The sequence below is a fragment of the Streptomyces sp. NPDC058469 genome, assembly GCF_042721125.1.
Taxonomy (GTDB): domain Bacteria; phylum Actinomycetota; class Actinomycetes; order Streptomycetales; family Streptomycetaceae; genus Streptomyces.
Genome location: NZ_JBHXME010000156.1, coordinates 1 through 25,518 on the forward strand (window position 1 = coordinate 1; position 25,518 = coordinate 25,518).

Consider the following 25,518-nt stretch of genomic DNA (forward strand, 5'->3'; position numbering starts at 1 on the left):
GGTTCGGCGGAAGGAGCGGCCAAGGGCGCGGGCCCCGTTCCGCCGCCCCGTGTCGGCGGTACCGGAGCCGCGCCCCTTTCCGTGGCTCCACTCTCTCGTTCGCGCAGGTCGCACCCCATCCGCGCGCGTACTCATCTCACCCTCTAGGTACGGATACTCAGCCGTACGCACTCAGGCCCAGGACGCCATGTTGCCGAGTAGTTACTATCGCCTCCGTGTCCGTACTCCCCCTGGTCTTCACCAGCGGCTGGGCCAGCGGCATCAACGCGTACGCGGTGGTGCTGCTGCTCGGGATCTTCGGCGCGACCGGAGTGACCGACGCGGTCCCCGAGTCGCTGCAACGCCCTGAGGTCCTCGTCACAGCGGGCGTCCTGTTCCTGTGCGAGGCGGTCGCCGACAAGATCCCCTACGTCGACTCCCTGTGGGACTCCGTGCACACGGTGATCCGGCCGGCCGCCGGGGCGTGGGTCGGGGCGGTGCTCGCGGGGCACAGCGGTTCGCTGAACGACGTGGCGGCGGGACTGATCGGCGGTTCGTCGGCGCTGGCCAGCCATACCGTCAAGGCCGGGACGCGGATGGCGATCAACACCTCGCCCGAGCCGTTCAGCAACGTGATCATGAGCTTCGCGGAGGATCTCGGGGTCGGCGGAATCGTCTCGTTCGCGATGTTCCATCCCCAGGCGGCGGCGATCATCGCGGCCGTGCTGCTGGTGGCCGGACTCACGGTCCTGTTCTTCCTGGTCTCGCGGATCCGGCGGTTCCTGCGCCGCCGGGCCCAGCGCCGGGAGGAGAAACGCCTCGCCGCGCAGGTGGGACACCCGCCCGGCCGGCCACCGGACCCGCCACCGTGGTGACAGCCCGTGGCCGGACAGTCAGTGGCGGCCGATAAAGTCGCGGGCATGGCACGGATTGCGGTGATCGGCGCAGGCATGGGCGCGATGGCGGCCGCTGCCCGGCTGGCCGTCGCGGGCCACCGGGTGGCGGTGTACGAGCGTACGGAGACGTACGGCGGTGCGGTGCGCCGCTTCGAGCGGGACGGTTTCTCCTTCGACACCGGCCCCGGGCTGCTGCCCGTGCCCGCTGTCCACCGCGACCTGTTCATCAAGACCGGCAAGGAGCCGCTGGAGGACCTGGTCGAGCTGGTCCAGGTCGACCCGTCGTCCCGGCACGTCTTCGCGGACGGCACGGCGGTGTCGTTGCCGAACGCCTCCCGCGCGGGCGTCGTCACGGCCCTGGACGAAGCACTGGGCGGCGGCGCGGGCCAGCGCTGGGGCGACTTCCTGATCCGGGCCCGCGAGGCCTGGGACCGCACCCGCAGGCCCCTCCTGGAGGAGCCGCTGTGGCCCAACTGGCCGGTGCTGGCCGACCAGGAGCCGTATCCGGCGGTCCCGCACAAGAAACTGCTGCGCACCCGGCGGGCGGGCACACTCGCCGAGATCGGCGCCTGGGAGCTGCGCGACGAGCGCCTGACCGCCCTCCTGGAGAGCCACGCGCTCGCGTACGGCCTCGATCCCCGCACCGCTCCGGCGAGCGCGGCCGTGCTGCCGTACATGGAGCACGCCTTCGGCACCTGGTATGTGCGGGGCGGCATGCGGGAGTTGGCGCGCGCGGTGTACGAGCGGTGCGTGGCGAGGAGGGTCGAGTTCGTCTTCGGGGCCGAGGTCACGCGGGTCCTGGAGAAGGACGGGCGCGCGGCCGGGGTGGAGCTTGCCGACGGGACGGTGGCCGACGCGGACCATGTCGTCGCGGACGTGGACCCAGAGCGGCTGAGGGCCCTGACGGAGCGTCCGCTGGACGGGGACAGCGATGTGCGGGCCGACCCGGACTCACCCGGACCCGTGCGGTTCACGCTCCTGCTGGCCTTGCGCGGCCCGCGTGAGGACGGGGCCGTTCACCGGACAGTGGTCCATGCCCCGGACCGCGAGGCCGAGTTGGACTTCCTGGCCTCCCCGGGCGGCGACGAGCCCCGCTGTCCCACGGTGACGGTGCTGCGCCCCGACGACCCCGCGCTCCGCCCGGACGGTGCGCACGAGTCCGCCGTGGTGTCCGCCGTGCTGCCGAGCGAGGCCGGCTGGACGGACGAGGGCACGGTCCGGCGGTACACGGACTTCCTCCTCGAAGCCGCCGGACGTGCCGTACCCGGGCTGCGGGAGCGCCTGTTGTGGCACGAGGTGCGCACCCCGGAGCACACGGAGGGCGAGACGGGCGCCCGTCTCGGAGCCGTGCCCGCCCCCTCGCTCGCCGCCGGGCAGGGCCGTTTCCTGCACCCGGCGAACACCACGCGCGTGCCCGGGCTCTACCGGGTCGGCGGCTGGTCCCACCCCGGCGGCGGGCTTCCGCACGCCGGTATGTCGGGGGCGCTGGTCGCCGGACTGATCGTGGAGGGCCCGCAGTTCAGAGGGTCCCGGTAGGCGAGTCTCAGTAGTCGGGTCTCAGGAGGCTTCAGAAACGGTACTGCTCGTCGTAGCCGGCGCCCGACTGCGGCTGTTGCTGCGGCTGTTGCTGCTGGCCGTCGCCCTGGTAGGGGTACTGCTGCTCCGCCGGGAGCTCGCCGCCGTAGGTCTCGTCGTTGCGCTGCTGCGGGACCCACACCCCGCCGGCCGGGGTCTCGCCGCCGTAGCCGCCGTTGCCGTACTGGTCCTGTGTGTAGCCCTGTTGGGGGTACTGCTGCTGACCGTCGTAGCCCGTGTCGTAGCCGGTGCCGCCGTAGGTCTGCGTGCCGATGTACGGGTCGGAGTAGGCCGCGTACTGCTGCTGGCCGGTCGTGTCGTAGCCGTACTGCTGCTGGTCGTAGCCCGAGTAGTTGTCGTATCCGTACTGCTGCTGGTCGGCGCCCTGGGCCGCCGCCGCGTAGGCCTGGTCCTGGGTCTGGCCGGCGGTGGCGTACGCCTGGTCCGCGCCCTCGTAGGCGGGGTCCGTGGCGTTGGCGTACGCGTTGGCGCTGTACACACCGTAGGAGCCGGTGTCGTCCGGGAGGGGCTGCGGCTCGTAGATGGCCGTGCTCTCCGCGGCCGTGGGGTCGACGGGGCGGTTCGGGGTGAACACGTCGTCGCGGTCGTAGTCGTCGTCCTGGCCGAAGGCGGCCTTGTTCTGGCCGTACTCCTGGAAGCCGCCCTCTGCCCCTTCGGGGCCGGAGGCGTCCAAGTTCGGGTCCTGCTCGTCCGGCTCGCCGCGGCGGCGCTTGGTGCCGCCCGCGCCCGGTCGGCCGGAGACCGCCCAGCCGGCTTCGAAGCCGCGGCGGAACGACAGCGTGACGTAGGTCTGGCCTACGGCGAAGGCCACGGCGCCCAGGCCGATCACGACGACGGAGGGAATCAGCACACCCAGGACGACGCCCAGGAAGCCGACGAAAGCGAGCAGCCGCCAGCGAAGGCGTGCCTTGTACTGCAGCAGCACCTCACCGAGCAACCACAGTGCGACGATGCCGAACGCGATGTAGAGGACCGTCCAGCCCATGTACGCCCCTCTCCCAGTGGCCGCTACGCAGTGTGTCGTATGTCCGGGCGGCCGGTCTAGGCCCGCGGTGAGTGGTGCAGGCCCAAGTTCTCGTAGATTTCGAGTGACGCCGTGGAGCTGTTGAGCGTGATGAAGTGAAGTCCGGGGACTCCCTCGGCCAGCAGCCGGGCGCAGAACTCGGTGGCGAACTCGATTCCGATCGAGCGTACAGCGGCCGGATCGTCTTTGGCTGTGAGGATTCGCTCTTTCAGAGCGGCCGGGATGTCGGCGTTGCTGAGCTGCGGCAACCGCTCCAGCATCCGCACGCTGGTCACCGGCATGACCTCGGGGATGACCGGGGTCGCGCAGCCCGCGGCCTCGACGCGGTCGCGCAGCCGCAGATACGACTCGGGTTCGAAGAACATCTGGGTGATCGCGTAGTCGGCGCCGGCCCGGCACTTGTCGACGAAGTGGGCGACGTCCGTGTCCCAGTCCGGGGAGCGCGGGTGCATCTCCGGGAAGGCGGCGACGCCGACGCAGAAATCGCCCGACTCCTTGATGAGCCGCACCAGTTCGGCCGCGTACGTCAGCCCCTGCGGGTGCGCCACCCAGTCGGCCATGGGGTCGCCGGGCGGGTCGCCGCGCACGGCGAGGATGTTGCGGATACCGGCGTCGGCGTACTGGCCGATGATGTTGCGCAGTTCGGCGATGGAGTGGTTGACCGCGGTGAGGTGCGCGACCGGGGTGAGCGTGGTGTCGGCGACGATCTGCTCGGTCTCCTTGACGGTGCCCGCGCGGGTCGAGCCGCCGGCGCCGTAGGTCACGGAGACGAAGTCGGGGGCGACCGCCTCGACCCTCCGCAGCGCGCTCCACAGGTTCCGCTCCCCCTTGGGGGTCTTCGGCGCGGAGAACTCGAACGAATACGTCCCTTTGCCGGTCGCGAGCATGTCGCGCACGGTGCGTGCGCGATCAGTCCTGGTGGATGCGGTTCCGAAGGCCATACCCGCAGGTTAGTCAGGGGGCGGCGGTCACCCAACCGGAACCGGAAATTTGCCTGCTTTGTCGCCTTGTTGTCCACCCATCGGACAGCGAGGCCCTGGCCGTGGGACGGTCAGGCCTGCCGCAGCCGCTTCGCGAACTCCGCCGCGGCCGCGCCGGGGTCGTCGGCCTCGGTGATCGCCCGTACGACGACGACGCGGCGGGCGCCCGCTTCGAGCACCTCGTCGAGGGTGCCGAGGTCGATGCCGCCGATGGCGAACCAGGGGCGGTCGGTGCCCAGGGCGGCCGTGTACCGGACCAGGTCGAGGCCGGGGGCGTGGCGGCCGGGCTTGGTGGGGGTGGGCCAGCACGGACCGGTGCAGAAGTAGTCCACGCCCTCCTGGACGGCGGCCGCGGCGGCCTCCCGCTCGGCGTGCGTGGAGCGGCCGATCAGGACGTCCTCGCCGAGGATTGCGCGGGCCGCGGGGACCGGGAGGTCGCCCTGGCCCAGGTGCAGTACGTCGGCACGGGCGGCGTGGGCGACGTCCGCGCGGTCGTTGACCGCGAGGAGCTTCCCGTGCCGGGCGCAGGCGTCGGCGAACACCTGGAGGTGCTCCAGCTCCTCGGCGGCCTCCATGCCCTTGTCGCGCAGCTGCACGATGTCGACCCCGGCGGCCAGGACCGCGTCCAGGAACTCCGCGAGGTCACCCTGGCGTCTGCGGGCGTCCGTGCAGAGGTAGACCCGGGCGTCGGCGAGCGCTGCGCGCGCGGTGACGGCGGCGGTGTCGGGCATGCGTGTGTCCCCCGTTGTCAGTGCGTGGTGGTGTCGTGTGCGGGCCGCGGCCGAGCGTCGCCGCGGCCCGTACACCCTTCGGTCGTGCGGGTCAGACGGCGAGCGCCTGGGCGCGGCGCTTCACCTCCGTGCCGCGATTCTCGCTCAGGGCCTGCGCGGGGGTGCCGGGCAGGCTGGGGTCGGGGGTGAAGAGCCATTCCAGCATCTCTTCGTCGGAGAAGCCGTCGTCCCGCAGGAGCGTCAGGGTCCCGGTGAGGCCCTTGACGACCTTCTGCTCGGCCCCGTCGATGAAGGCGGCGGGGACGTGCAGCGCGCGGTTCTCACCACGGCGTACGGCGATGACTTGGCCGTCCTTGACCAGCTGTCGCACGCGTGTCACCTCGACATCGAGCACCTCTGCGATGTCGGGCAGCGTGAGCCAGGCGGGGACGAGAGCATCGATCTTTGCGTCAATCTCGGTCACGTAAACAGCGTGCCATCCCGGACTGACAGTCGGAAGTCGGGCCGGTCCGACCCGGGGGGACGAACTAGGCGATAGCCGCCTTCATCGGGAGAGAAGCATCCGTCAGCAGCTCGGGATTCATGAGGGTCGCCGACTCGATCAGACGGCGGCCCTGGGCCAGGTCACGGGGGCGGCCGACCGCCAGGAGGGCCACCAGACGGTCCCCGTGCAGCCAGCAGACGCTCCACGCCGGGGTGGCCGGGTCGCCGCGCCACAGGGTGGTGTCGGCGGACGCGTGGTGGCCGGCGTACTGGACGAAACGGCCGAACTGCTCCGACCAGAAGTACGGCACCGGGTCGTACACCGCCGGGCTCTCCCCGACGATGTTCGCGGCGACCGTGCGCGGCCCCTGGAGGGCGTTGTCCCAGTGGTGGACCAGAAGTCGCTCGCCGTACCTCCGCGAAGGGAAGGAGGCGCAGTCGCCGACCGCGTACACGTCCGGCACCGAGGTGCGCAGCCCGTCGTCGGCGAGGACCTCTCGGTGCGCGCCCAGTTCGATGCCGGAGCCCGTCAGCCAGGCGGTGGCGGGGCGGGCGCCGATGCCGACCACGACGGCGCCCGCGGGCAGCCGTGAGCCGTCGTCGAGGACCACCACGCCGGGCTCGACGTGCGCCACGCGTGCGTGCGTCCGCAGCGAGGCTCCGGCGGCGGCGTACCAGGCGGCCATCGGCGCGGCCACCTCGGCGGGCAGCGCGCCCGCGAGCGGCCGGTCGGCGGCCTCTACGACGGTCACCGCGCAGCCCGCCTCGCGTGCGGCCGTGGCGAACTCGGCGCCGATCCAGCCCGCGCCGACGACCACGATGTCGTGCTGCCGAGCGAGCACCGGCCGCAGCCGCTCGGCGTCGTCCAGGGTGCGCAGCAGATGCACACCGGGGATGCCGTCGGCGCCCGGCAGCCGGATCGGTTCGGCACCGGTCGCGAGGACGAGGACGTCGTAGGGCACCGGGCCCTCGGCGGTGTCCAGTTCGTGGTCGGCGGGGCGCACGCCCACCACCTCGCGCCCGAGCTGCACTTCGATGCCGAGCGCCTCGAAGTCGACGTCGAAGGCGGAGCCCTCGGCCTTGCCGAGCAGCACGGCCTTGGACAGCGGGGGCCGGTCGTACGGCTGATGGGGTTCCGCGCCGATCAGCGTGACGGTGCCGGTGAAGCCCTGTTCCCGCAGGGCGACCGCGGTCTGCACCCCGGCCATGCCCGCGCCGACGACGACCACGCGCCGCCCTGCCACCGTGCCCTGGTCCCGCGTCTGCTCGCTCACTCGATCACCATAGACACCTGACAATTTGTCAGGCAGTGGGCGCGTCAGGTGACCTGTTCCACAGCGCTGGTCCCGTTTCCCGCCCGGGACTCCCACTCCCAGGTCTCATCGAGGCGGATGCGGCCGTCGGGCAACTCGACCACATCGGACACGCAGTGCCCGGATGACGTCGTCCCGTCCGTCCCCAACTGCACGTACCGGAAGTCGAGTCGGTCCCCCGCGCGCGTGCCGACGAGACGCCCGCGTACGACGTCACCGCCCGCGTACTCGGCCCAGATCCGGCCGTCCTCCTCGTGGTACGCGAACCGGGTGCGGGTGCCGACCTGACCTGGGGCCTGGTCCACGACCGGGGCGAGGACGAGACCGTCGAGCGAGCGGGCCATGGACGAAGGCTCCCTTACTGACACACGGGGCACGGGCTAGGGTGGCCGAGTAAAGCACTCGCGGGAGTCCGGACGCACCGGGCTGAGAGGGAGGCTGGCGGCCTCCGACCGTACGAACCTGATCCGGGTCATGCCGGCGAAGGGAGGGGCTGGACGCCCATGCCTACACGTACGTCAGACGTCCTCGTCGTCGGGGGCGGGATCATCGGCCTGGTCACGGCCTGGCGCGCGGCGCAACGCGGGTTCGCCACGGCCGTCGTGGACCCCGAGCCGGGTGGCGGGGCCGCCCAGGTGGCCGCCGGGATGCTGGCCGCCGTCACCGAACTGCACTACGGCGAACAGACCCTGCTCGCCCTGAACCTCGCCTCGGCGCAGCGCTACCCGGACTTCGCGGCCGAGCTGACCGACCTCACCGGCCTCGGCCTCGGCTACCGCCGCTGCGGCACGCTCGCCGTCGCCCTGGACGCCGACGACCGCGCCCATCTGCGCGAACTGCACGCCCTGCAGCACCGGTCGGGCCTGGACTCCGAGTGGCTGTCGGGGCGCGAGTGCCGGCGCCTGGAGCCGATGCTCGCGCCGGGCGTGCGCGGCGGGCTCAGGGTCGACGGGGACCATCAGGTCGACCCGCGGCGGCTGGCGCACGCGCTGGTGGCGGCCTGCGAGCGCGCCGGGGTCGTGTTCCACCGGACGTGGGCCGAGCGGCTCACGGTCGAGCGGGACCGCGCCACGGGGGTCGTCACGCGCGAGGGCGAGGCGCTGGGTGCGGGCCAGGTGGTCCTCGCGGGCGGCAGCCTCAGCGGGCGGCTGACGGGGGTCCCGGAGGACGTGCTGCCGCCCGTACGGCCCGTGAAGGGGCAGGTGCTGCGGCTGACGGTGCCGGAGCGGTACGCGCCGTTCCTGAGCCGGACCGTACGGGCCGTGGTGCGCGGCAGCCAGGTCTATCTGGTGCCGCGCGAGAACGGCGAGCTGGTCGTCGGCGCGACCAGCGAGGAACTGGGCTGGGATACGACCGTGACAGCCGGCGGTGTCTACGAACTGCTGCGCGACGCCCACGAGTTGGTCCCCGGGATCACCGAACTGCCGCTCACCGAGACCCGGGCCGGACTGCGCCCCGGCTCCCCCGACAACGCGCCGCTGCTCGGCCCGACCGCACTGCCGGGACTGCTGCTGGCCACCGGGCACTACCGCAATGGCGTGCTGCTCACCCCGGTCACCGGCGACGCCCTGGCACACGCCCTGGCCACCGGTGAACTCCCGGACGAGGCACGCCCGTTCACCCCGAAGCGGTTCGCCCGCACGGAACTCGTGGAGCAGCCCGCATGAACATCTCCGTCAACGGCGATCACCAGGAGATCGCTCCCGGCACGCCCCTCGACGTGCTCGTCCGGTCCCTCACCCCGGCCCCCTCCGGTGTGGCCGCCGCCCTCAACGAAACCGTCGTCCCGCGCGCGGAGTGGCCGTCGACGCCCCTCTCCGAGGGAGACCGCGTCGAGGTCCTCACCGCCGTCCAAGGAGGCTGACCCATGGCCGACGACCCCTTCGTCCTCGGTGGTACGTCCTTCACGTCCCGGCTGATCATGGGCACCGGCGGTGCGCCCAGCCTCGACGTCCTGGAGCGCGCGCTGGTGGCCTCCGGTACAGAGCTCACAACGGTCGCGATGCGGCGCGTGGACGCTTCCGTGCACGGCTCGGTGCTGTCCGTCCTGGAACGGCTGGGCATCCGGGTGCTGCCCAACACGGCGGGCTGCTTCACGGCGGGCGAGGCCGTGCTGACGGCCCGGCTGGCGCGAGAAGCACTGGGGACGGCACTGGTCAAACTTGAAGTGATCGCGGACGAGCGCACGTTGCTGCCCGACCCGATCGAACTCCTCGACGCCGCCGAGACCCTGGTCGACGACGGCTTCACGGTGTTGCCGTACACGAACGACGATCCCGTGCTGGCGCGGAAGCTGGAGGACGTCGGGTGTGCGGCGATCATGCCGCTCGGGTCGCCGATCGGTTCCGGACTCGGTATCCGCAACCCGCACAACTTCCAGCTGATCACCGAGCACGCGCGCGTGCCGGTGATCCTGGACGCGGGGGCCGGTACGGCGTCCGACGCCGCGTTCGCGATGGAGCTGGGGTGCGCGGGTGTGATGCTTGCCTCAGCGGTGACGCGGGCGCAGGAACCGGTACTGATGGCGTCCGCGATGCGCGGCGCCGTGGAGGCGGGGCGGCTGGCCCGGCTGGCGGGGCGTATCCCCCGTAGGCACTTCGCCGAGGCGTCCTCCCCGACAACCGGCGTGGCCCGCCTGGACCCGGAACGCCCCGCCTTCTGATCTCCCACGCACGCACCACCCGCCAAGCCGCGCAGATCGGCCTCGGACACCCGTTCCACCATGAGGTATCCGTCACAGCTCGGCTGCAGTACCGCCCCGATACTGGCCGAAAAGGCGGTGCTGTCAGCGTCGGCTCGTACACTCACCTGCGTGGATACGACCCTTCATGACCCTCTCGTCGGGCAGCTGCTCGACGGCCGGTATCGCGTCGACGCGCGGATCGCCGTCGGCGGGATGGCCACGGTCTACCGGGCCGTGGACACCCGCCTGGACCGGGTTCTCGCGCTCAAGGTGATGCACCCGACGCTGGCGGCCGACGCCCACTTCGTCGACCGGTTCATCCGCGAGGCCAAGTCCGTGGCGCGGCTGGCGCATCCGAACGTGGTGCAGGTCTTCGACCAGGGCGCCGACCGGTCGTACGTTTATCTGGCCATGGAGTACGTCGCCGGCTGCACCCTGCGGGACGTGCTGCGCGAGCGCGGGGCGCTGCAGCCTCGGGCCGCGCTGGACATCCTGGAGCCGGTGCTGGCCGCGCTCGGCGCCGCGCACCGGGCCGGGTTCGTGCACCGGGACATGAAGCCGGAGAACGTGCTCATAGGGGACGACGGCCGGGTCAAGGTCGCCGACTTCGGGCTGGTCAGGTCCGTGGACACGGTCACCAGCACCACGGGGTCCGTGCTCGGCACGGTGTCGTACCTCGCGCCGGAGCAGATCGAGGGCACCACCGCCGACCCCCGGGTCGACGTGTACGCGTGCGGTGTCGTCCTGTACGAGATGCTCACCGGCCAGAAGCCGCACGACGGGGACTCCGCCGCGATCGTGCTCTACAAGCATCTGCACGAGGACGTCCCGCCGCCCTCGGCGCTCGTGCCGGGGCTGGCGTACGAGCTGGACGAGCTGGTCGCCACCGCCACCGCGCGAACCCCGGACCTGCGGCCCTACGACGCGGTCGCGCTGTTCGGTCTGGTCCGCGAGGCGCGGTCGGGGCTGAGCGCCGGGCAGTTGGACGCGGTGCCGCCGCAGGCGCTGGCCTCGGAGCATCCCAACGCCGAGAACCGTACGAGTGTGATCCCGCGCTCGCTGACCGTGCCGCGTCCGCTGCCCGTCAACGAGGACGACGAGCCCGGTGACCCGTTCAACCGGACCAGCCGGTTCGAGAGCGGGCCGCCCATGCCGCCCCAGCGGCGCTCCGCGCGGCGGCCCCGGCGCGGGCTGCTGGCGATCGTCGCCGCCCTGCTGCTGATCCTCGGGGTCGGGGCGGGCGTCTGGTACATCAACTCCGGCCAGTTCACCAAGGTCCCGCCGCTGCTGGCGAAGACCGAGGCGCAGGCGAGGGAGCGGCTGAAGGGCGCCGGTCTCGACGTCAAGAAGGTCGACCACACGTACAGCGACACCGTGAAGCGCGGCACCGTCATCAGCACCGACCCGGTGTCCGGCGCCCGCATCCGGGACAACGACTCGGTGGCCCTGACCATCTCGGACGGCCCGGAGACCGTGAAGGTGCCCGACCTGACGGGCTACAGCCTGGACAAGGCCCAGACCCTGCTGAAGACGGACGGGCTCGCGGCCGGCATGGTCACCAAGGAGTTCAGCGACGACGTCCCCAAGGGCTTCGTGATCAGCACGGACCCGGAGGCGGGCACCAAGCGCCACGCCGGCTCGGCAATAGCCCTGACCGTCAGCAAGGGCAGCGCGATCGACGTGCCCGACGTCACCGGCGAGAACCTGGACGAAGCGAAGTCCGACCTCCAGGAGGCCGGCCTCAAGGTGACGGTGTCCGCCACCGAGGTCACCTCGGAGTACGACGCGGGCCAGGTCGCCCAGCAGACCCCGGCCGGCGACAGTCAGGCCGCCGACGGCGACACGGTGACGCTGACGCTGTCCAAGGGCCCTGAGATGGTCGAGGTCCCGAGCGTGGTCGGCGCGAGCGTCGACGCCGCGACGAAGCTTCTTGAGCAGTCCGGCTTCAAGGTCAAGGAGGACCGGGGCCTGCTCGGCCTGTTCGGCGACACCGTGAAGGGCCAGTCCGTGGACGCGGGCGAGCAGGCCGCCAAGGGGTCGACGATCACGATCACCATCCGGTGACGGGGGCGGCACGCGCGCGTGACACCCTGGACGGGTGAGCAGCAAGCCCCCCTCCCCCGCCTCTCGGTTCCCTTCCCGCAACCCCGTCGGCGGCCATGTGCCCGTAGCCGGCGGCCTCCACTCCGTGGGCCTGTCCTACGCCCGTGAGCTGGCCGCCGAGACCGTGCAGGTCTTCGTCGCCAACCCGCGAGGCTGGGCCACGCCGGTCGGGAACCCGCGCCAGGACGAGGAGTTCCGCGCGGCCTGCGAGACCGAGTCGATCCCGGCGTACGTGCACGCCCCGTACCTGATCAACTTCGGCTCGCACACCGAGGCGACGGCCGAGAAGTCGGTGGAATCCCTGCGGCACTCGCTGCGGCGCGGCCGGGAGATCGGCGCGCTCGGTGTCGTCGTGCACACCGGGAGCGCGACGGGCGGCCGGGAGCGGGCCGTGGCGCTGGCCCAGGTGCGGGAGCATCTGCTGCCGCTGCTGGACGAGCTGACCCACGACGACGACCCGTTCCTGCTCCTGGAGTCGACGGCCGGCCAGGGCGCTTCCCTGTGTTCCCGGACCTGGGACTTCGGGCCGTACTTCGAGGCGCTGGACGCCCATCCGAAGCTGGGCGTCTGCCTGGACACGTGCCACATCTTCGCCGCCGGGCACGACCTGACGGGCCCGAGCGGCATGCACCAGACCCTCGACCTGCTGGTGGACACGGTCGGCGAGGGACGGCTGAAACTGATCCACGCCAACGACTCCAAGGACGTCGTCGGCGCCCACAAGGACCGCCACGAGAACATCGGCTCCGGCCACATCGGCGAGGACCCGTTCCGCGCCCTGATGACCCACCCGGCGACCGCGGGGGTACCGCTGATCATCGAGACGCCCGGCGGCAAGGAGGGGCACGCGGCGGATGTGGAGCGGCTGAAGAAGCTGCGGGACGGCTGACGCCGGGACCGGGATCAGCCGGTACCCAGCGCGTACGCCCCCAGCACGAGCCCCGCCCCCAACAGCGCCAACGCCCCTCGCAGGAAGCGGTACTTCGCCGCGAGGATCACGCTGACGTCCTGGAACTGCGTGAGCAGCCAGCGCACCGGATCCCGGCCGGCCTCCGTGACACCGCGCAGCAGTGCTTCGGGGTCGTCCCGGGCCTCGACCGCGTCGGCGTAGAACGTCGGGCCCAGTGTCCTGCGTACCGTCCAGGTGCGCGGGAGGATCACCCCGAGCAGCAGGAGGGTGCCGGCCGCCCACAGCAGGGCGGCGCCCGCGAGCAGCACCTGGCCGGTGCCGGAGACGCCGGCCGGCGCCCGGCCGCCGCCGATCAGCAGCGCGGGCACCGCCAGGGCACCGGAGAGCAGCACGGACGCCTTCACGTCCGCCCTTCCCAGGTCCTCCCGTACGGTGAGCAGCAGCCGTTCGGCGACGTACCGGGCGTCGGTGTCGGAGTCCGGCACCACGGGCTCCGGGGAGTTCACGGCCGGCCGCCGGATTCGTCCTTGCCGGTGTCCGGCGCGGCGTCCTGCGGCTCGTCGGCGTACGGCTTCGGCGCGGCGGGCGGCACCGGCAGGGCGCCCGTCACGGCCGGCGGCGGCATCAGCGGCGCCGGAGGCATCGACGGCGCGAGGGGCGTCGGCGGAACGGGCAGCGCGGTCGGGGCGGGCGGCAGTCCGTTCTGGAAGACACCGTGGGCGGCCGTGCGGCTGAAGTCGATGAGCGCCTGCACCTGGTCGTCGATCTGGTGGCGCTGCACGACGCCCTGGTTGATCAGGTTGGTGAGGTAGTCCAGGGCGCCCTGCCGCTGCTCCCGGGCCTGTACCTGGAGCGCGCCCAGGATGTCCTGCGCCCGGGACGGGTCCTGGGCCAGTACGTGGGCGTACTGTTCGGCCTCGCCGGCGGCGATCAGCCCCCGGGCGGACTCCATGTTGGCCTCGATCCGCGCGTTGTGGGCGGCGTCCACGGCCTTCTGGACCTCGCTGTCCGACTGCACCGCCACCATGGTGGCGTGGTGGTCGGAGGCGGCCTGGCCCAGGTCGATGCGGATGAACACCTGGGTGGCCAGGCCCAGTTCGGCCCCGAAGTCGTTCCAGCGGCCGCTCGCCAGCTCGTCCTGGATCGCCTCGTCCGCCTGCTGCGCGGAGTCCAGGTTGTGCCGCCTGCTGATCCCGCGCAGCCGGGCCTCCAGCGGCGGGCGGAGCATCCGCTCCACGTCCACCACCCGCTTCTCGGCGGCCAGATGGAAGTCGTGCACCTCCCAGTTGACGTCGGCGCCCGCCTTGAAGCGGGACCGGTCCCCGTAGGTGGGAAGTTCCAGCTGGAAGGAGACCTGGTGCTGGCCGCGGGCGACCCAGCAGACCGAAGTCGGCTTGCCCATCAGCGGTTTGTTGTGGTGCTCGGCGCCGCGGACCGTGACGACGCTGTGTCCGCCGTTGCGGTAGAAGAGCACCGAGGCGACCTGGCTGCTGCGGTGCCGGTAGGGGCCCGTCGGGGTGAACTCCGTGACGAAGGGCCCTCTGATGTTGTGCGGAAGGACGAACTCCCCCTGAGGGTTCTGGGGCTGCCAAGGCTGTTGGCCCCACGTGTTGTTGCTCATGCTGTTCCCGCTCCCTGGACCGCCTCCCACATGCGGCGGACCTGCTGGTCGTCCAACGGATTGTCGGGGTCTTCCGACAGTTCTTTGATCAGTGAAAGCAACCGGTGCCGGTCGTCCGGCCCATGCACGAGCAGCGGCAGGAACCGCTCCAGCGGCTGGGCCCAGGCCCGGCCCGCGCAGCCGCGCAGCCAGTCCGCCACCGTGTCCACGGCCGCCTCGTAGGACCGGCCGGTCTGCAGCGCGGTCCACAGCAACCCGGCGAGTTCCGGGGCGAGTTCGGGCCGTACGGCGGCGAGCGCCAGCATCAGCGGCCAGTCGCCGTAGCCCTCCAGGTCCGGGTGCTGGTTCCACAGGTCGACCACGGAGAGTCCGGCCAGGTAGATCGCGCTCTGCAGGCCGAGGTCCTGCTGCGGCCGCCGCTCGTCGGAGAGCCACAGGCGGATCCGCCGGAAGGTCGCCGGGTCGCAGTTCGCGCCGCTGAAGTGGGCGATCTGGGCCGAGGCCACGGTTCTGAGCTTCCCGTCCTCCCAGACGCCGATGGAGCCGAGGAGGTCGAGCGAGTCCCGGACGGTGACGGTGGCGCGGCCCCGGCCGAGCACCGCGGCGGCCGTCCAGCGCAGGTTCTCCTCTCCCTCCCGCGCCCAGACGCCGACCAGGGCCCGGGTCGCGCCGCCGACCTCCGGGGAGGCCACGGCCACGTCGAGCACGTTGGCGGCGAAGACCCGTCGGCGGAGCTGGTCGGCCTGGCCCATGGGCTGCACCAGTTCCTGCACGGTGTGCGAGCAGTCGAGCCGGCACAGCTGTCCCGCGGCGACCGCGGCCCGGACCCAGACCTGGGGTCGGCTGTCCTCGCACAGCCCGGACAGCCAGCGCAGCACGGGACCGCGCACGTTGTGCCGGTGCTCCCAGAGGTGGATGAGGACGGCGGCGGCGAGGGACTCGCCCCGGAACCGGACGGTGCGCACCGGAACGTCCTCGTCGCCGACCTGTTCCACGCCGAGTTCGGCCACGGCGCGGGCGGATACGAGCCGGGCGTCGACGCCGTCGCTGAACAGCGGGCGGCCCGGCGTCGACTCCGGGGCCACGGTGACGGCCAGTTCCCAGGCGAGGATCTCCGCGGCCTCGGCGACCGCGCTCAGCGAGGCCCCGCCGAGCACCGCCACGGCGATCCGGTACGCCGCGTCCCGCAGCCGCTGCGGAGTCTCGGACCGCGGGCCCCCCACGAACCATTCGGCGGCCTGCGCCTTGGCGAACTCCCGGCATTCGTCGAGGAGTTCGGCATGCGTACGGAATCCGCGCGCGTACTTGGCGACCAGCACCGCCAGCCGGGCCGCCTCCCGCGGCCGGAGTTCACCGATGCCGAGCGCCGCGGTCACGTCCGGGCCGCTCGCGGCCGACCGTGCCGCGTCCTGCGTCGGCAGGGGCTCCTCCTCCAGTTCGTTCGCGAGGTGCTTCTCCAGTACGTCGTCGGCGGCGGCCGGTGTGTGGAGGCGGTGGTAGCGACCGCCCTGGGAGTACAGGTCGCCGACCTCGGGCACGGCCAGCAGGACCGCGTACGCCTCGCGGTCACCGAGCAGGGCGCACCACCGGTCCAGTCCGGCCTCGCCCGGCAGTCCGGCGGTCGAGGACTCCAGGACGTAGCCGTGCCCCTCGTGGATCTGTTCGGCCTCCAGCTCGTCCAGGTCGGTCTCGGGGTCGAGCCGGGACACCTTGCCCCGGGCCAGGTCGTCCAGCAGGGACAGCGCCGTGTACATCCGGCCGGTTCCGGGCTGTCCGCACAGCAACAGCAGCCGCCGGGACCGCAGTTGCTCCTTGAGTTCGCCGTATCCCTCGGGCTCCTGGAAGACCTGGCGCAGCTTGCGCAGTTCGTCCTGGGGCACCGGGCCCGCGAGCAGGCGTGGTCCCTGCTGCCCGAACAGGTTGACGGCCCCGATGGAACCGCCGCTGATCAGGGTGCTGGACCCCTGCGAGGTGAAGCTCGGGCCGGCCGACCGGTAGACGCGGGACGCCGCCGCGCCGGACCCCAGTCCCTCCCCCGCCAGCGGGTCGGCGGACGCGCCCCCGATGACGTCCTGCGCCGGCTCGGACCCGGCGACGGGCTCGGCCTTCGGCTGCTGGTCCGGCTGGAGGTTCTGGGGCCCCGCTCCGGCGGGCTGCCCGCCGGGGTTCGGTTTCGGGTTGGGTCCCGGAGGCGCCGGGTTCTGCGCGTTCACCGCTCACCGCCCGGGTGTGCGGACCTGCCGATATTGATCGTTTCGATCCGTTCGCTGTTGATGATCTCCCCGCTGCCGTGGTTGTGGTTGTTGACCACGCGCCCGGGAGCCGCCGTCGGCGCGGCCGGCGCAGGGCCGGAGGTACCCGCCGCGGGCTTCCCGGGTTCCGGCAACGGCGGCTGCGGAAGCCCCGGGACCATGAACCACGCGGTCTGCGGACCTTCCTTGAGCCGCACCTCGCGGCGGCCGTACCGCTCCGGCTCCACCCAGCGCCCGCCGGGCCGTACGACCTCCTCGTACAACCGGTCGGAGACCACCGCGACCAGGGCGGCCTGCGGGGCCAGTTCGAGGACGGCCTTCGCCGTGTCGCAGTTGCCGAGGCGGCAGGCCAGGTCGACGGCCCGGCCGGAGCGGCCGTGAGTGTCGGCGGTGACCGGACCGATGTGCATGCCGGCGCGGAGTCTGAGCGGGACCCTGGCCCGGTCGTTGCTCTCGCGCAGGTTCTGGTGGAGATACTCCAGCCATTCGCCGACCACCCGCTTGGGCGCCACGGTGGACGTCAGGATGCTGAGAATCCCGTCCCCTCGGTCCTCCTGGTACAGGCGCGGCGCCCGGATGCCGGCCTGTTCGAAGGCCCGGCCCGACACCTCGTAGAGTCTGGCCCGCATGTCCGGTTTCTCCGAGTCGGACAACAGCCCCGACCCCTGAGCGTCCAGATTCACGATGAAGCCGTACTCGGCTTCCCCCTCCATGACTTTCCCCTCCCTGCCGTTCCGGCGACCCCGGACTCCTGCGATGTTCCCGGGCCTGGCGGGTCGCCGCTGTAGCCGTTTACACAGCGCGGGACTTCCGTGTCGTCAGGTGTCCTGCTCCCGGTGCTCCCCGCTCGCGAGCAGCCGGAGTGGTTCCAGGTCGGCGACGGCCAGGGTGCCGGGGCCGGTGCGGACCAGGCCCTGCTCCCGCAGCAGTCGCAGCGCCTTGGCCACGGCCTCGCGCGTGGACCCCACGGAAGCGGCCAGTTCGTGCTGGGCGAGGGGCAGTCTGATCGTGACGCCCGTGCCCTCGGGCCGGCCGGTGCGGTCGGCGAGTTCGACCAGTCGCTCCGACAGTCTCCGCAGCACGGTCATGGAGGCCAGGGCCCGGCGCTCGTGGTCGGCGCTGCGCAGCCGTTCGGTGAGCTGTCCCACCAACAGGGCGTTGGCGTGCGGCCGTTCGGCGAGGAACCGGCGGAACCGCTCCGCCGTGACGACCAGGCCCGTGACCGGGCCGAGCGCGCTCACCGAGGCGCTGCGCGGCCGGCCGTCGAGGGCCGCCATGTCGCCGACGACCTCACCGGCCTGGCGCAGCCCCAGGATCAGCCGTCCGCCCCGCTCGGTCGTCGACCACACGGTGCACCAGCCGCTGAGCACGACCACGGCGAACGTGGTGCGCTCCCCCTCGGCCATGAGGGGATCCTGCGACGCGTACGGATGCCGGGCGCCGAGCGCGGCAAGGGCCGCGCGATCCGCGGTACCGAGACCGCCCATGAACGTATGGCGCTCGCCGAACAGCCCCACCGTAGTCCCCCGACCGATATCCCCCGATGGTCGCCAAGCGGAATGCGGCAGGGCCCGGTGAACTACGTCCGCCCGTGACCTCGCCCGCCAAGCGAGGCACTCAGAGTAGCGCTCCCGGCACGGAATGCGCCCCCAGTTACCGGAATGCGACCTCGGCACCACGGGGAGTGAGAGGTATCAGAGTTCGGGGCCCTCCCCGGGCCCCTCCTGATACGAGTACCGCTGCTCCCGCCAGGGGTCCCCGACGTTGTGGTACCCGCGCTCCTCCCAGAACCCCCGCCGGTCCGCGGTCATGTACTCGACGCCCCGGACCCACTTCGGGCCCTTCCAGGCGTACAGGTGGGGGACGACCAGGCGGAGCGGGAAGCCGTGTTCCGCGGTGAGGAGTTCGCCGTCCTTGTGGGTGGCGAAGATGGTGCCGTCGGCGGCGAAGTCGGCCAGCCGGAGGTTGGCGCTGAAGCCGTACTCCGCCCAGACCATGACGTGCGTGACGGTGGGTGCCGGCGGGGCGGTGTCCAGGATCGTACGGGCGGGGACGCCGCCCCATTCCGAGCCGAGCATGCTGAACTTCGTGACGCAGTGCAGGTCGGCCACTACGGAGTCGTAGGGCAGGGCCGTGAACTCGTCGTGGTTCCAGCAGTGCTTGTCGCCGTCGGCGGTGGCGCCGAAGACCCTGAACTCCCAGCGCTCGGGGCGGAACTTGGGCACCGGTCCGTAATGCGTGACGGGCCAGCCGCGCTGGAGCCGCTGGCCCGGCGGAAGCTCGGACTGTTCGACCCCTCTCTGACCCATGACTCCATCCTGACAGACCGGGGGCGGTGCACATGACCGGCTCTGGGCGGATTCGGGCAACTCCTACTAAGCATGCACTTACTGGACGACGTCTTCGCGCCGATGCAATCATGCGGCGCGACCCGCCAGTTCCCCCGTTTTTGGAAGGAGCCTCTGCGATGCAGGGCGACCCCGAGGTCCTCGAGTTCCTGAACGAGCAGCTCACCGGTGAGCTGACCGCGATCAACCAGTACTGGCTGCACTACCGCATCCAGGACAACAACGGTTGGACCAAGCTCGCCAAGTACACGCGTGAAGAGTCCATCGATGAGATGAAGCACGCGGACAAGATCACCGAGCGCATCCTGATGCTCGACGGTCTGCCGAACTACCAGCGGCTGTTCCACGTCCGTGTCGGCCAGACGGTCACCGAGATGTTCCAGGCGGACCGGCAGGTGGAGGTCGAGGCGATCGACCGCCTCAAGCGCGGCATCGAGGTGATGCGCACGAAGGGCGACATCACGTCGGCCAACATCTTCGAGGACATCCTTGAGGACGAGGAGCACCACATCGACTACCTCGACACGCAGCTCCAGCTGATCGAGCAGCTCGGCGAGGCGCTCTACATCGCGCAGCAGATCGAGCAGCCCAGCTGAGACCCGTCCGGTCCTAGGCGGCGTCTTCCAGTTCGCCCAGTCCGGCCATCCCGGCGAGCATCGGCGCGCCCTGGTCGGCCGGCTCGCTGCGCGGGCAGGCGCCCCGGCCCAGCAGGGCCTGGATACGGCGCACGCACGACCCGCAGTCGGTGCCCGCCTTGCAGGCCGACGCTATCTGCCGTGGGGTGCAGGCACCGTCCTCCGCGTGCTTCGCCACCTGTGCCTCGGTCACTCTGAAGCAGTTGCAGACGTACACGCGGGTCACCTCCCGGGCGGGATCGAAGGTCGTCGTGCCATCCCGATAATCGGTGAGGCTAACCTAACCTTACCCGCCACGCGGGAGCTGTAAAAGTGCTGTGGGGCGGGGATCGTATGTGATACCCGCCCCACGGCACACTGCTGTAACAGGTGAACCGGTTACTGGTCCCTGTACATCTCGGCGACGAGGAAGGCCAGGTCAAGCGACTGGCTGCGGTTGAGGCGCGGGTCGCAGGCCGTCTCGTAGCGCTGGTGGAGGTCGTCGACGAAGATCTCGTCGCCGCCGCCCACGCACTCGGTGACATCGTCACCGGTGAGCTCCACGTGGATGCCGCCCGGGTGGGTGCCGAGGCCCTTGTGGACCTCGAAGAAGCCCTTCACCTCGTCGAGCACGTCGTCGAAGCGGCGGGTCTTGTGACCGGAGGCCGCCTCGTACGTGTTGCCGTGCATCGGGTCGGTGATCCACGCCACGGTCGCGCCGGACGCGGTGACCTTCTCGACCAGCTCGGGCAGCTTGTCGCGGACCTTGTCCGCGCCCATCCGCACGATGAAGGTGAGCCGGCCGGGCTCGCGGTCCGGGTCGAGGCGCTCGATGTACTGCAGCGCGTCCTCGGCCGTCGTCGTCGGACCGAGCTTGATGCCGATCGGGTTGCGGATCTGGGAGGCGAACTCGATGTGCGCGCCGTCCAGTTGACGGGTGCGCTCGCCGATCCACACCATGTGCGCGGAGACGTCGTAGAGCCTGCCGGTGCGGGAGTCGACCCGGGTCAGGGCCGACTCGTAGTCCAGCAGCAGTGCCTCGTGCGAGGAGTAGAACTCGACGGTCTTGAACTCCTCCGGGTCCGTCCCGCAGGCCCGCATGAAGTTCAGCGCGCTGTCGATCTCGCGCGCGAGCTGCTCGTAGCGCTGGCCGGACGGGGACGACTTCACGAAGTCCTGGTTCCAGGCGTGCACCTGGCGCAGGTCGGCGTAGCCGCCGGTGGTGAAGGCGCGGACCAGGTTGAGCGTGGAGGCGGACGCGTTGTACATCCGCTTGAGGCGCTCGGGGTCCGGGATGCGGGACTTCTCGTCGAAGGCGAAGCCGTTGACCGAGTCGCCGCGGTACGTCGGCAGCGTCACGCCGTCCCGGGTCTCGGTGCCCTTCGAGCGCGGCTTGGAGTACTGGCCGGCGATCCGGCCGACCTTCACGACCGGCACGGAGGCGGCGTAGGTGAGGACGGCGCCCATCTGGAGCAGGGTCTTCAGCTTGTTGCGGATGTGGTCTGCGGACACGGCGTCGAAGGCCTCGGCACAGTCGCCGCCCTGGAGCAGGAACGCCTCTCCCTTGGCGACGGCCGCCAACCGGGCGCGCAGCTGGTCGCACTCGCCCGCGAAGACGAGCGGCGGATACGACTCGAGGTCCGCGATCACTGCGCGCAGAGCCTCGGTGTCGGGGTACTCGGGCTGCTGCGCCGCGGGCAGGTCTCGCCAGGTGTTGCCAGCGCTGGCGCTGGTCTTAGCGTTCACGGTCACGCCCTCAACATTACGGGGTCGTGTCGAGCTATTTTCGCGCGGCTCGACAGGTGAGACACCCTCACGCTCAGGTGCGCGTGGGGTAGGGTGCGCTCCATGTTCGCGCATTCGACCCGTAACTGGTGGTGGACCGCTCATCCGGCGGCCCACTGACTGCGCGTACTCCCAGTACTCCGCGAAGGCCGCCCGAGGGGCGGCCTTCGGTGTGTCCGGGGTCCGTTCCTCTCCACGAGAAGGAACCAAGGACCCATGCATCTGGACGACCTGCTCAGCGATCCCCGCCCGTTCGCCCTGCTGCGCCGTCGCACCCCGGGCCACGACCACGACGTGATCGAGGTCATGATCGGCCCGGTCGCCTCCTACGACCGCCTCGCCGACCTCCCGGACGAGGGCCTCGCGCTCGTTCCCTACCGCCAGATCCGCGAGCGCGGCTTCGACGTCCGCGACGACGGCACCCCGTTGACCTTCCTCACCCCCGAGGAGTCGTACGGGATCCCGCTCGCCGACGCCCTGGAACAGCTGCCCGCGCACGACGTCCGGGTCGAGGGCGGCGGCTTCGACGTGGACGACGAGGCCTACGGCGAGATCGTCGGGCGGGTGCTGCGGGAGGAGATCGGGCGGGGCGAGGGCGCCAACTTCGTCATCCGGCGGACGTACGAGGGGAAGATCCCGGGGTACGGCAGGGCCGAGGCGCTGGCGTTGTTCCGGCGGCTGCTGGTCGGGGAACGGGGTGCGTACTGGACGTTCGTCGTGCACACGGGCGACCGGACGCTTGTCGGGGCCAGCCCCGAGGTGCACGTCCGGATGTCCGGCGGGACCGTCGTCATGAACCCGATCAGCGGGACGTACCGCTATCCCGCCGAGGGGCCTACACCCGAACACCTCCTCTCCTTCCTCGCGGACGGCAAGGAGATCGAGGAGCTGTCGATGGTCGTCGACGAGGAGCTCAAGATGATGTGCACGGTCGGCGACATGGGCGGGGTCGTCGTCGGGCCGCGGCTGAAGGAGATGGCCCATCTCGCGCACACCGAGTACGAGTTGCGCGGCCGGTCCTCACTGGACGTGCGCGAGGTCCTCAAGGAGACGATGTTCGCGGCGACCGTCACCGGGTCGCCGGTGCAGAACGCCTGCCGGGTCATCGAGCGGCACGAGGTCGGCGGGCGCGGCTACTACGCCGGTGCGCTCGCGCTGCTCGGCCACGACTCCGGCGGCGCCCAGACCCTCGACTCCCCCATCCTCATCCGCACCGCGGACATCGACCCGGCCGGCCGGCTGCGGGTACCGGTCGGCGCCACCCTGGTCCGCGGTTCGGACCCGGCGAGCGAGGTCGCGGAGACCCGCACGAAGGCGGCGGGAGTCCTGGCGGCTCTTGGCGTACGACCGTCCCGGCCGCGCGACGAGAGCACACGCCCCCGGCTGGCCGACGACCCACGCGTGCGTGCCGCGCTCGACGGTCGCCGCACCTCGCTCGCCCCGTTCTGGCTGCGGATGCAGGAGCGGTCCGAGGAGCTGACCGGGCACGCCCTGGTCGTCGACGGGGAGGACACCTTCACGGCGATGCTCGCGCACGTACTGCGGTCGAGCGGGCTCGATGTGACCGTGCGGCGGTACGACGAGGAGGGGCTGCGGGAGGCCGTGCTCGCGCACGAGGGGCCCGTGGTGCTGGGGCCGGGGCCGGGTGACCCCGCCGACACGGCCGACCCGAAGATGCGGTTCCTGCGTGCGCTGACCGCCGAGGTCCTCCGGGAGAACCGGCACGGCATCCTCGGCGTGTGCCTCGGGCACGAGCTGATCGCGGCGGAACTGGGCCTGGAGATCGTACGGAAGGAGGTTCCGTACCAGGGGGCGCAGACGGCGATCGATCTGTTCGGGCGGGAGGAGACCGTCGGCTTCTACAACAGCTTCGTGGCGCACTGCGACGAGGAGGCGCTGGGCGAACTGGCCGCGCACGGGGTTGAGGTGAGCCGGAGCGCGTCCGGGGAGGTGCACGCGCTGCGGGCGGAGGGATTCGCGTCCGTACAGTTCCACCCCGAGTCGGTGCTGACGCTCAACGGGGCAGCTGTCGTACGGGAGTTGGTGGGTCGGTTGCGCGGGACGAGCACGTTCTCGGAGCGGCGGCCGGCCGTGTAGCCGAGGACGTGCGGGCCGCGCCTCAGGCGCCGGACGGGCTGGGATGCCCGGCCGGCGCCGAGAACGTGGCCGGGCCTCAGCCGAAGAAGACGCCGACCTCCTCGTACAGCTTCGGGTCGACCGTCTTCAGTTGCGCCGTCGCCTCCGCGATCGGTACGCGGACGATGTCCGTGCCGCGCAGGGCGACCATCTTGCCGAAGTCGCCGTCGCGGACGGCCTCGATGGCGTGCAGGCCGAAGCGGGTGGCGAGCCAGCGGTCGAAGGCGCTGGGGGTACCGCCGCGCTGGACGTGTCCGAGGACGGTGGTGCGGGCCTCCTTGCCGGTCCGCTTCTCCAGCTCCTTGGCCAGCCACTCGCCCACCCCGGACAGCCGGACGTGCCCGAAGGAGTCGAGGGTCCCGTCCTTCAGCACGACATCGCCGTCCTTGGGCATGGCCCCCTCCGCGACGACCACGATCGGGGCGTACGACGCCTTGAAGCGCGAGGTGATCCAGGCACACACCTGGTCGACGTCGAAGCGCTGCTCGGGGATGAGGATGACGTTCGCGCCGCCCGCGAGGCCGGAGTGGATGGCGATCCAGCCGGTGTGCCGGCCCATCACCTCGCAGACCAGGATGCGCATGTGCGACTCGGCGGTGGTGTGCAGCCGGTCGATCGCCTCGGTGGCGATGCCGACGGCGGTGTCGAAGCCGAAGGTGTAGTCGGTGGCGGACAGGTCGTTGTCGATGGTCTTCGGTACGCCGACGCACGGCACCCCGCTCTCGTCCCACAGCCGCCCGGCCACCCCCAGGGTGTCCTCGCCGCCGATCACGATGAGTGCGTCGACCTCCTGCGCGGCGAGGTTGGCCTTGATCCGGCCGATGCCGTTCTCCAGCTTCAGCGGATTGGTGCGGGAGGAGCCGAGGATGGTGCCGCCGCGGGGCAGGATGCCGCGCACCGCGGGGATGTCGAGCCGGACGGTGTCGCCTTCGAGCGGTCCTCGCCAGCCGTCCCGGTAGCCGACGAAGTCGTAGCCGTACTCCTGTACGCCCTTGCGGACGATGCCCCGGATGACGGCGTTGAGTCCGGGGCAGTCGCCGCCTCCGGTCAGTACTCCGACGCGCATGGAAATATCCCTTCGCCGCGGTTTCCTGTGACAGCCACGCTAATGGTGATCCAGGTCACAGAGGGATGGGCGGGAAGGTCAATTCCGAGATCAATTCCGTTGAATTGTCCGGGAGTTGATCTACGCGTCGTCGAGACCGCGCTCTATGGCGTACCTGACCAGCTCCACGCGGTTGTGCAACTGGAGCTTGCCGAGCGTGTTCTGGACGTGGTTCTGGACCGTGCGGTGCGAGATGACCAGGCGCTCGGCGATCTGCTTGTAGCTCAGGCCCTTGGCGACCAGGCGCAGCACTTCGGTCTCGCGGTCGGTGAGTTGGGGTGCCTTGGGCTGGTCGCCGTCCGCGGCCGGTGCCGGGTCGGAGGCCAGGCGCCGGTACTCGCCGAGGACCAGTCCGGCGAGGCCCGGGGTGAACACCGGGTCGCCGACGGCCGTCCGGCGCACCGCGTCCAACAGCTCTTCCGTAGAAGCCGACTTGAGCAGATAGCCGGTCGCGCCCGACTTCACCGCCTCCAGGACGTCGGCGTGCTCACCGCTCGCGGAGAGGACCAGGACGCGCAACGCCGGGTTGGCGCCGACCAGTTCCTTGCAGACCTGGACGCCGGGCATCTGCGGCAGGTTCAGGTCGAGGACGAGGACGTCGGGGGCGGCGGCCTTCGCGCGCCGTACCGCCTGCTCGCCGTCCCCGGCGGTGGCGACCACGTCGAAGCCGGACTCGGCCAGGTCGCGGGCGACGGCGTCGCGCCACATCGGGTGGTCGTCGACCACCATGACCCTGATCGGGCCCTGCTGCTCACTCATCGTGTCCCCGCCTTCCCCCGCGCTTTCGGTACTTTCAGCTCAACTTCCGTGCCCTGCCCGGGAATCGAGACCAGTTCGGCACTGCCGCCGAGGTCCCGCAACCGCCCCCGGATCGACAGGGCGACCCCGAGCCGCCCGCATCCAGCTCGTCTTCACCGGCGGACTGACCGCGGCCCTCGCCGCCACCGGCTACCTCATCC

Annotated in this window: 26 protein-coding genes, 1 pseudogene and 1 riboswitch; of the genes and pseudogenes, 10 read left to right on the top strand and 17 right to left on the bottom strand. The window is 71.4% G+C overall.

Annotated elements, in window-relative coordinates; genetic code table 11:
• The first annotated feature begins 215 nt into the window (after window positions 1-215).
• Window positions 216-854 (top strand): DUF4126 domain-containing protein, encoded by a 639-nt coding sequence (locus ACFWP5_RS41830; protein ID WP_384169567.1) that lies wholly within the window; start codon window positions 216-218, stop codon window positions 852-854.
• 45 nt (window positions 855-899) lie between these two features.
• On the top strand, window positions 900-2,411 hold the full coding sequence (locus ACFWP5_RS41835) for a phytoene desaturase family protein (RefSeq protein ID WP_384169569.1): 1,512 nt from the start codon (window positions 900-902) through the stop codon (window positions 2,409-2,411).
• 31 nt (window positions 2,412-2,442) lie between these two features.
• Here the strand turns inward: ACFWP5_RS41835 and ACFWP5_RS41840 are convergent, their stop codons facing one another.
• From ACFWP5_RS41840 to ACFWP5_RS41865, 6 genes are all read right to left on the bottom strand, one after another.
• On the bottom strand, window positions 2,443-3,456 hold the full coding sequence (locus tag ACFWP5_RS41840; protein ID WP_384169571.1) for a hypothetical protein: 1,014 nt from the start codon (window positions 3,454-3,456) through the stop codon (window positions 2,443-2,445).
• Between the two features lie 56 nt (window positions 3,457-3,512).
• Entirely contained in the window at window positions 3,513-4,436 is a 924-nt protein-coding gene (gene metF, locus ACFWP5_RS41845; RefSeq protein ID WP_384169573.1) for a methylenetetrahydrofolate reductase [NAD(P)H], read from the bottom strand.
• A 110-nt stretch (window positions 4,437-4,546) separates the two neighbouring features.
• Complete coding sequence (thiE, locus tag ACFWP5_RS41850; protein WP_384169575.1) at window positions 4,547-5,206, bottom strand: thiamine phosphate synthase; 660 nt, start codon at window positions 5,204-5,206, stop codon at window positions 4,547-4,549.
• A 91-nt stretch (window positions 5,207-5,297) separates the two neighbouring features.
• The gene (locus tag ACFWP5_RS41855; protein ID WP_384169577.1) at window positions 5,298-5,669 is read right to left on the bottom strand and encodes an Rv2175c family DNA-binding protein; all 372 of its coding nucleotides are present in this window, start codon (window positions 5,667-5,669) and stop codon (window positions 5,298-5,300) included.
• 64 nt (window positions 5,670-5,733) lie between these two features.
• Window positions 5,734-6,963 carry an NAD(P)/FAD-dependent oxidoreductase gene (locus tag ACFWP5_RS41860; RefSeq protein ID WP_384169579.1) on the bottom strand — a complete coding sequence of 410 codons (1,230 nt, stop codon included), beginning with the start codon at window positions 6,961-6,963 and terminating at the stop codon, window positions 5,734-5,736.
• A gap of 44 nt (window positions 6,964-7,007) precedes the next feature.
• On the bottom strand, window positions 7,008-7,346 hold the full coding sequence (locus ACFWP5_RS41865) for a hypothetical protein (protein ID WP_384169581.1): 339 nt from the start codon (window positions 7,344-7,346) through the stop codon (window positions 7,008-7,010).
• A gap of 50 nt (window positions 7,347-7,396) precedes the next feature.
• Window positions 7,397-7,508: riboswitch (TPP riboswitch) on the top strand.
• Here ACFWP5_RS41865 and thiO point away from each other — a divergent pair.
• The 5 genes from thiO to ACFWP5_RS41890 all read left to right on the top strand — a co-directional run bounded on the left by thiO (window position 7,506) and on the right by ACFWP5_RS41890 (window position 12,677).
• Window positions 7,506-8,669, top strand: a complete 1,164-nt coding sequence (gene thiO / locus ACFWP5_RS41870; RefSeq protein ID WP_384169583.1) for a glycine oxidase ThiO — start codon at window positions 7,506-7,508, stop codon at window positions 8,667-8,669. It overlaps the preceding riboswitch by 3 nt.
• Complete coding sequence (gene thiS, locus ACFWP5_RS41875; protein ID WP_384169585.1) at window positions 8,666-8,866, top strand: sulfur carrier protein ThiS; 201 nt, start codon at window positions 8,666-8,668, stop codon at window positions 8,864-8,866. The genes thiO and thiS overlap by 4 nt, the downstream gene beginning before the upstream one ends.
• A gap of 3 nt (window positions 8,867-8,869) precedes the next feature.
• On the top strand, window positions 8,870-9,664 hold the full coding sequence (locus ACFWP5_RS41880) for a thiazole synthase (protein ID WP_384169587.1): 795 nt from the start codon (window positions 8,870-8,872) through the stop codon (window positions 9,662-9,664).
• 150 nt (window positions 9,665-9,814) lie between these two features.
• A complete protein-coding gene (pknB, locus tag ACFWP5_RS41885) occupies window positions 9,815-11,749 on the top strand; it encodes a Stk1 family PASTA domain-containing Ser/Thr kinase (RefSeq protein WP_384169589.1) in 1,935 nt (644 codons plus the stop codon).
• A gap of 34 nt (window positions 11,750-11,783) precedes the next feature.
• Window positions 11,784-12,677 carry a deoxyribonuclease IV gene (locus ACFWP5_RS41890; RefSeq protein WP_384169591.1) on the top strand — a complete coding sequence of 298 codons (894 nt, stop codon included), beginning with the start codon at window positions 11,784-11,786 and terminating at the stop codon, window positions 12,675-12,677.
• 14 nt (window positions 12,678-12,691) lie between these two features.
• Here ACFWP5_RS41890 and ACFWP5_RS41895 read toward each other — a convergent pair whose 3' ends face one another.
• The 6 genes from ACFWP5_RS41895 to ACFWP5_RS41920 form a co-directional block, all read right to left on the bottom strand.
• Window positions 12,692-13,183, bottom strand: a complete 492-nt coding sequence (locus tag ACFWP5_RS41895) for a Pycsar system effector family protein (protein ID WP_384169593.1) — start codon at window positions 13,181-13,183, stop codon at window positions 12,692-12,694.
• A gap of 17 nt (window positions 13,184-13,200) precedes the next feature.
• On the bottom strand, window positions 13,201-14,319 hold the full coding sequence (locus ACFWP5_RS41900) for a hypothetical protein (RefSeq protein WP_384169595.1): 1,119 nt from the start codon (window positions 14,317-14,319) through the stop codon (window positions 13,201-13,203).
• Window positions 14,316-16,532: a hypothetical protein gene (locus ACFWP5_RS41905; protein ID WP_384169597.1), complete on the bottom strand. Its 2,217-nt coding sequence runs from the start codon at window positions 16,530-16,532 to the stop codon at window positions 14,316-14,318. The genes ACFWP5_RS41900 and ACFWP5_RS41905 overlap by 4 nt, the downstream gene beginning before the upstream one ends.
• A complete protein-coding gene (locus ACFWP5_RS41910; protein WP_384169599.1) occupies window positions 16,529-17,284 on the bottom strand; it encodes a hypothetical protein in 756 nt (251 codons plus the stop codon). The genes ACFWP5_RS41905 and ACFWP5_RS41910 overlap by 4 nt, the downstream gene beginning before the upstream one ends.
• Window positions 17,285-17,389: 105 nt before the next feature.
• Window positions 17,390-18,058, bottom strand: coding sequence for a Crp/Fnr family transcriptional regulator (locus ACFWP5_RS41915; protein WP_384169602.1), 669 nt, complete (start codon window positions 18,056-18,058; stop codon window positions 17,390-17,392).
• 207 nt (window positions 18,059-18,265) lie between these two features.
• Window positions 18,266-18,880, bottom strand: a complete 615-nt coding sequence (locus tag ACFWP5_RS41920; protein WP_384169604.1) for a sulfite oxidase-like oxidoreductase — start codon at window positions 18,878-18,880, stop codon at window positions 18,266-18,268.
• A 158-nt stretch (window positions 18,881-19,038) separates the two neighbouring features.
• On the opposite strand from ACFWP5_RS41920, the gene bfr reads away from it, so the two are divergent.
• Window positions 19,039-19,515 carry a bacterioferritin gene (bfr, locus tag ACFWP5_RS41925; RefSeq protein WP_019062355.1) on the top strand — a complete coding sequence of 159 codons (477 nt, stop codon included), beginning with the start codon at window positions 19,039-19,041 and terminating at the stop codon, window positions 19,513-19,515.
• Between the two features lie 13 nt (window positions 19,516-19,528).
• Here the strand turns inward: bfr and ACFWP5_RS41930 are convergent, their stop codons facing one another.
• Window positions 19,529-19,780, bottom strand: a complete 252-nt coding sequence (locus ACFWP5_RS41930) for a bacterioferritin-associated ferredoxin (RefSeq protein ID WP_384169607.1) — start codon at window positions 19,778-19,780, stop codon at window positions 19,529-19,531.
• A gap of 152 nt (window positions 19,781-19,932) precedes the next feature.
• Window positions 19,933-21,285 (bottom strand): class II 3-deoxy-7-phosphoheptulonate synthase, encoded by a 1,353-nt coding sequence (locus ACFWP5_RS41935; RefSeq protein WP_365309847.1) that lies wholly within the window; start codon window positions 21,283-21,285, stop codon window positions 19,933-19,935.
• A gap of 96 nt (window positions 21,286-21,381) precedes the next feature.
• Between ACFWP5_RS41935 and ACFWP5_RS41940 the strand changes: the two genes are divergently transcribed.
• Both ACFWP5_RS41940 and ACFWP5_RS41945 read left to right on the top strand, forming a co-directional pair.
• Window positions 21,382-21,438, top strand: coding sequence for a trp operon leader peptide (locus ACFWP5_RS41940; protein WP_073735655.1), 57 nt, complete (start codon window positions 21,382-21,384; stop codon window positions 21,436-21,438).
• 96 nt (window positions 21,439-21,534) lie between these two features.
• Entirely contained in the window at window positions 21,535-23,415 is a 1,881-nt protein-coding gene (locus ACFWP5_RS41945) for an anthranilate synthase family protein (protein ID WP_384169610.1), read from the top strand.
• 76 nt (window positions 23,416-23,491) lie between these two features.
• Here ACFWP5_RS41945 and ACFWP5_RS41950 read toward each other — a convergent pair whose 3' ends face one another.
• The 3 genes and pseudogenes from ACFWP5_RS41950 to ACFWP5_RS41960 form a co-directional block, all read right to left on the bottom strand.
• Entirely contained in the window at window positions 23,492-24,520 is a 1,029-nt protein-coding gene (locus tag ACFWP5_RS41950) for a 6-phosphofructokinase (protein ID WP_384169612.1), read from the bottom strand.
• A 120-nt stretch (window positions 24,521-24,640) separates the two neighbouring features.
• Window positions 24,641-25,318 carry a response regulator transcription factor gene (locus ACFWP5_RS41955; RefSeq protein WP_366493997.1) on the bottom strand — a complete coding sequence of 226 codons (678 nt, stop codon included), beginning with the start codon at window positions 25,316-25,318 and terminating at the stop codon, window positions 24,641-24,643.
• A pseudogene (locus ACFWP5_RS41960) lies at window positions 25,315-25,461 on the bottom strand (sensor histidine kinase); the annotation flags it as partial. The gene ACFWP5_RS41955 and the pseudogene ACFWP5_RS41960, both read right to left, overlap by 4 nt.
• Between the last annotated feature and the right edge of the window lie 57 nt (window positions 25,462-25,518).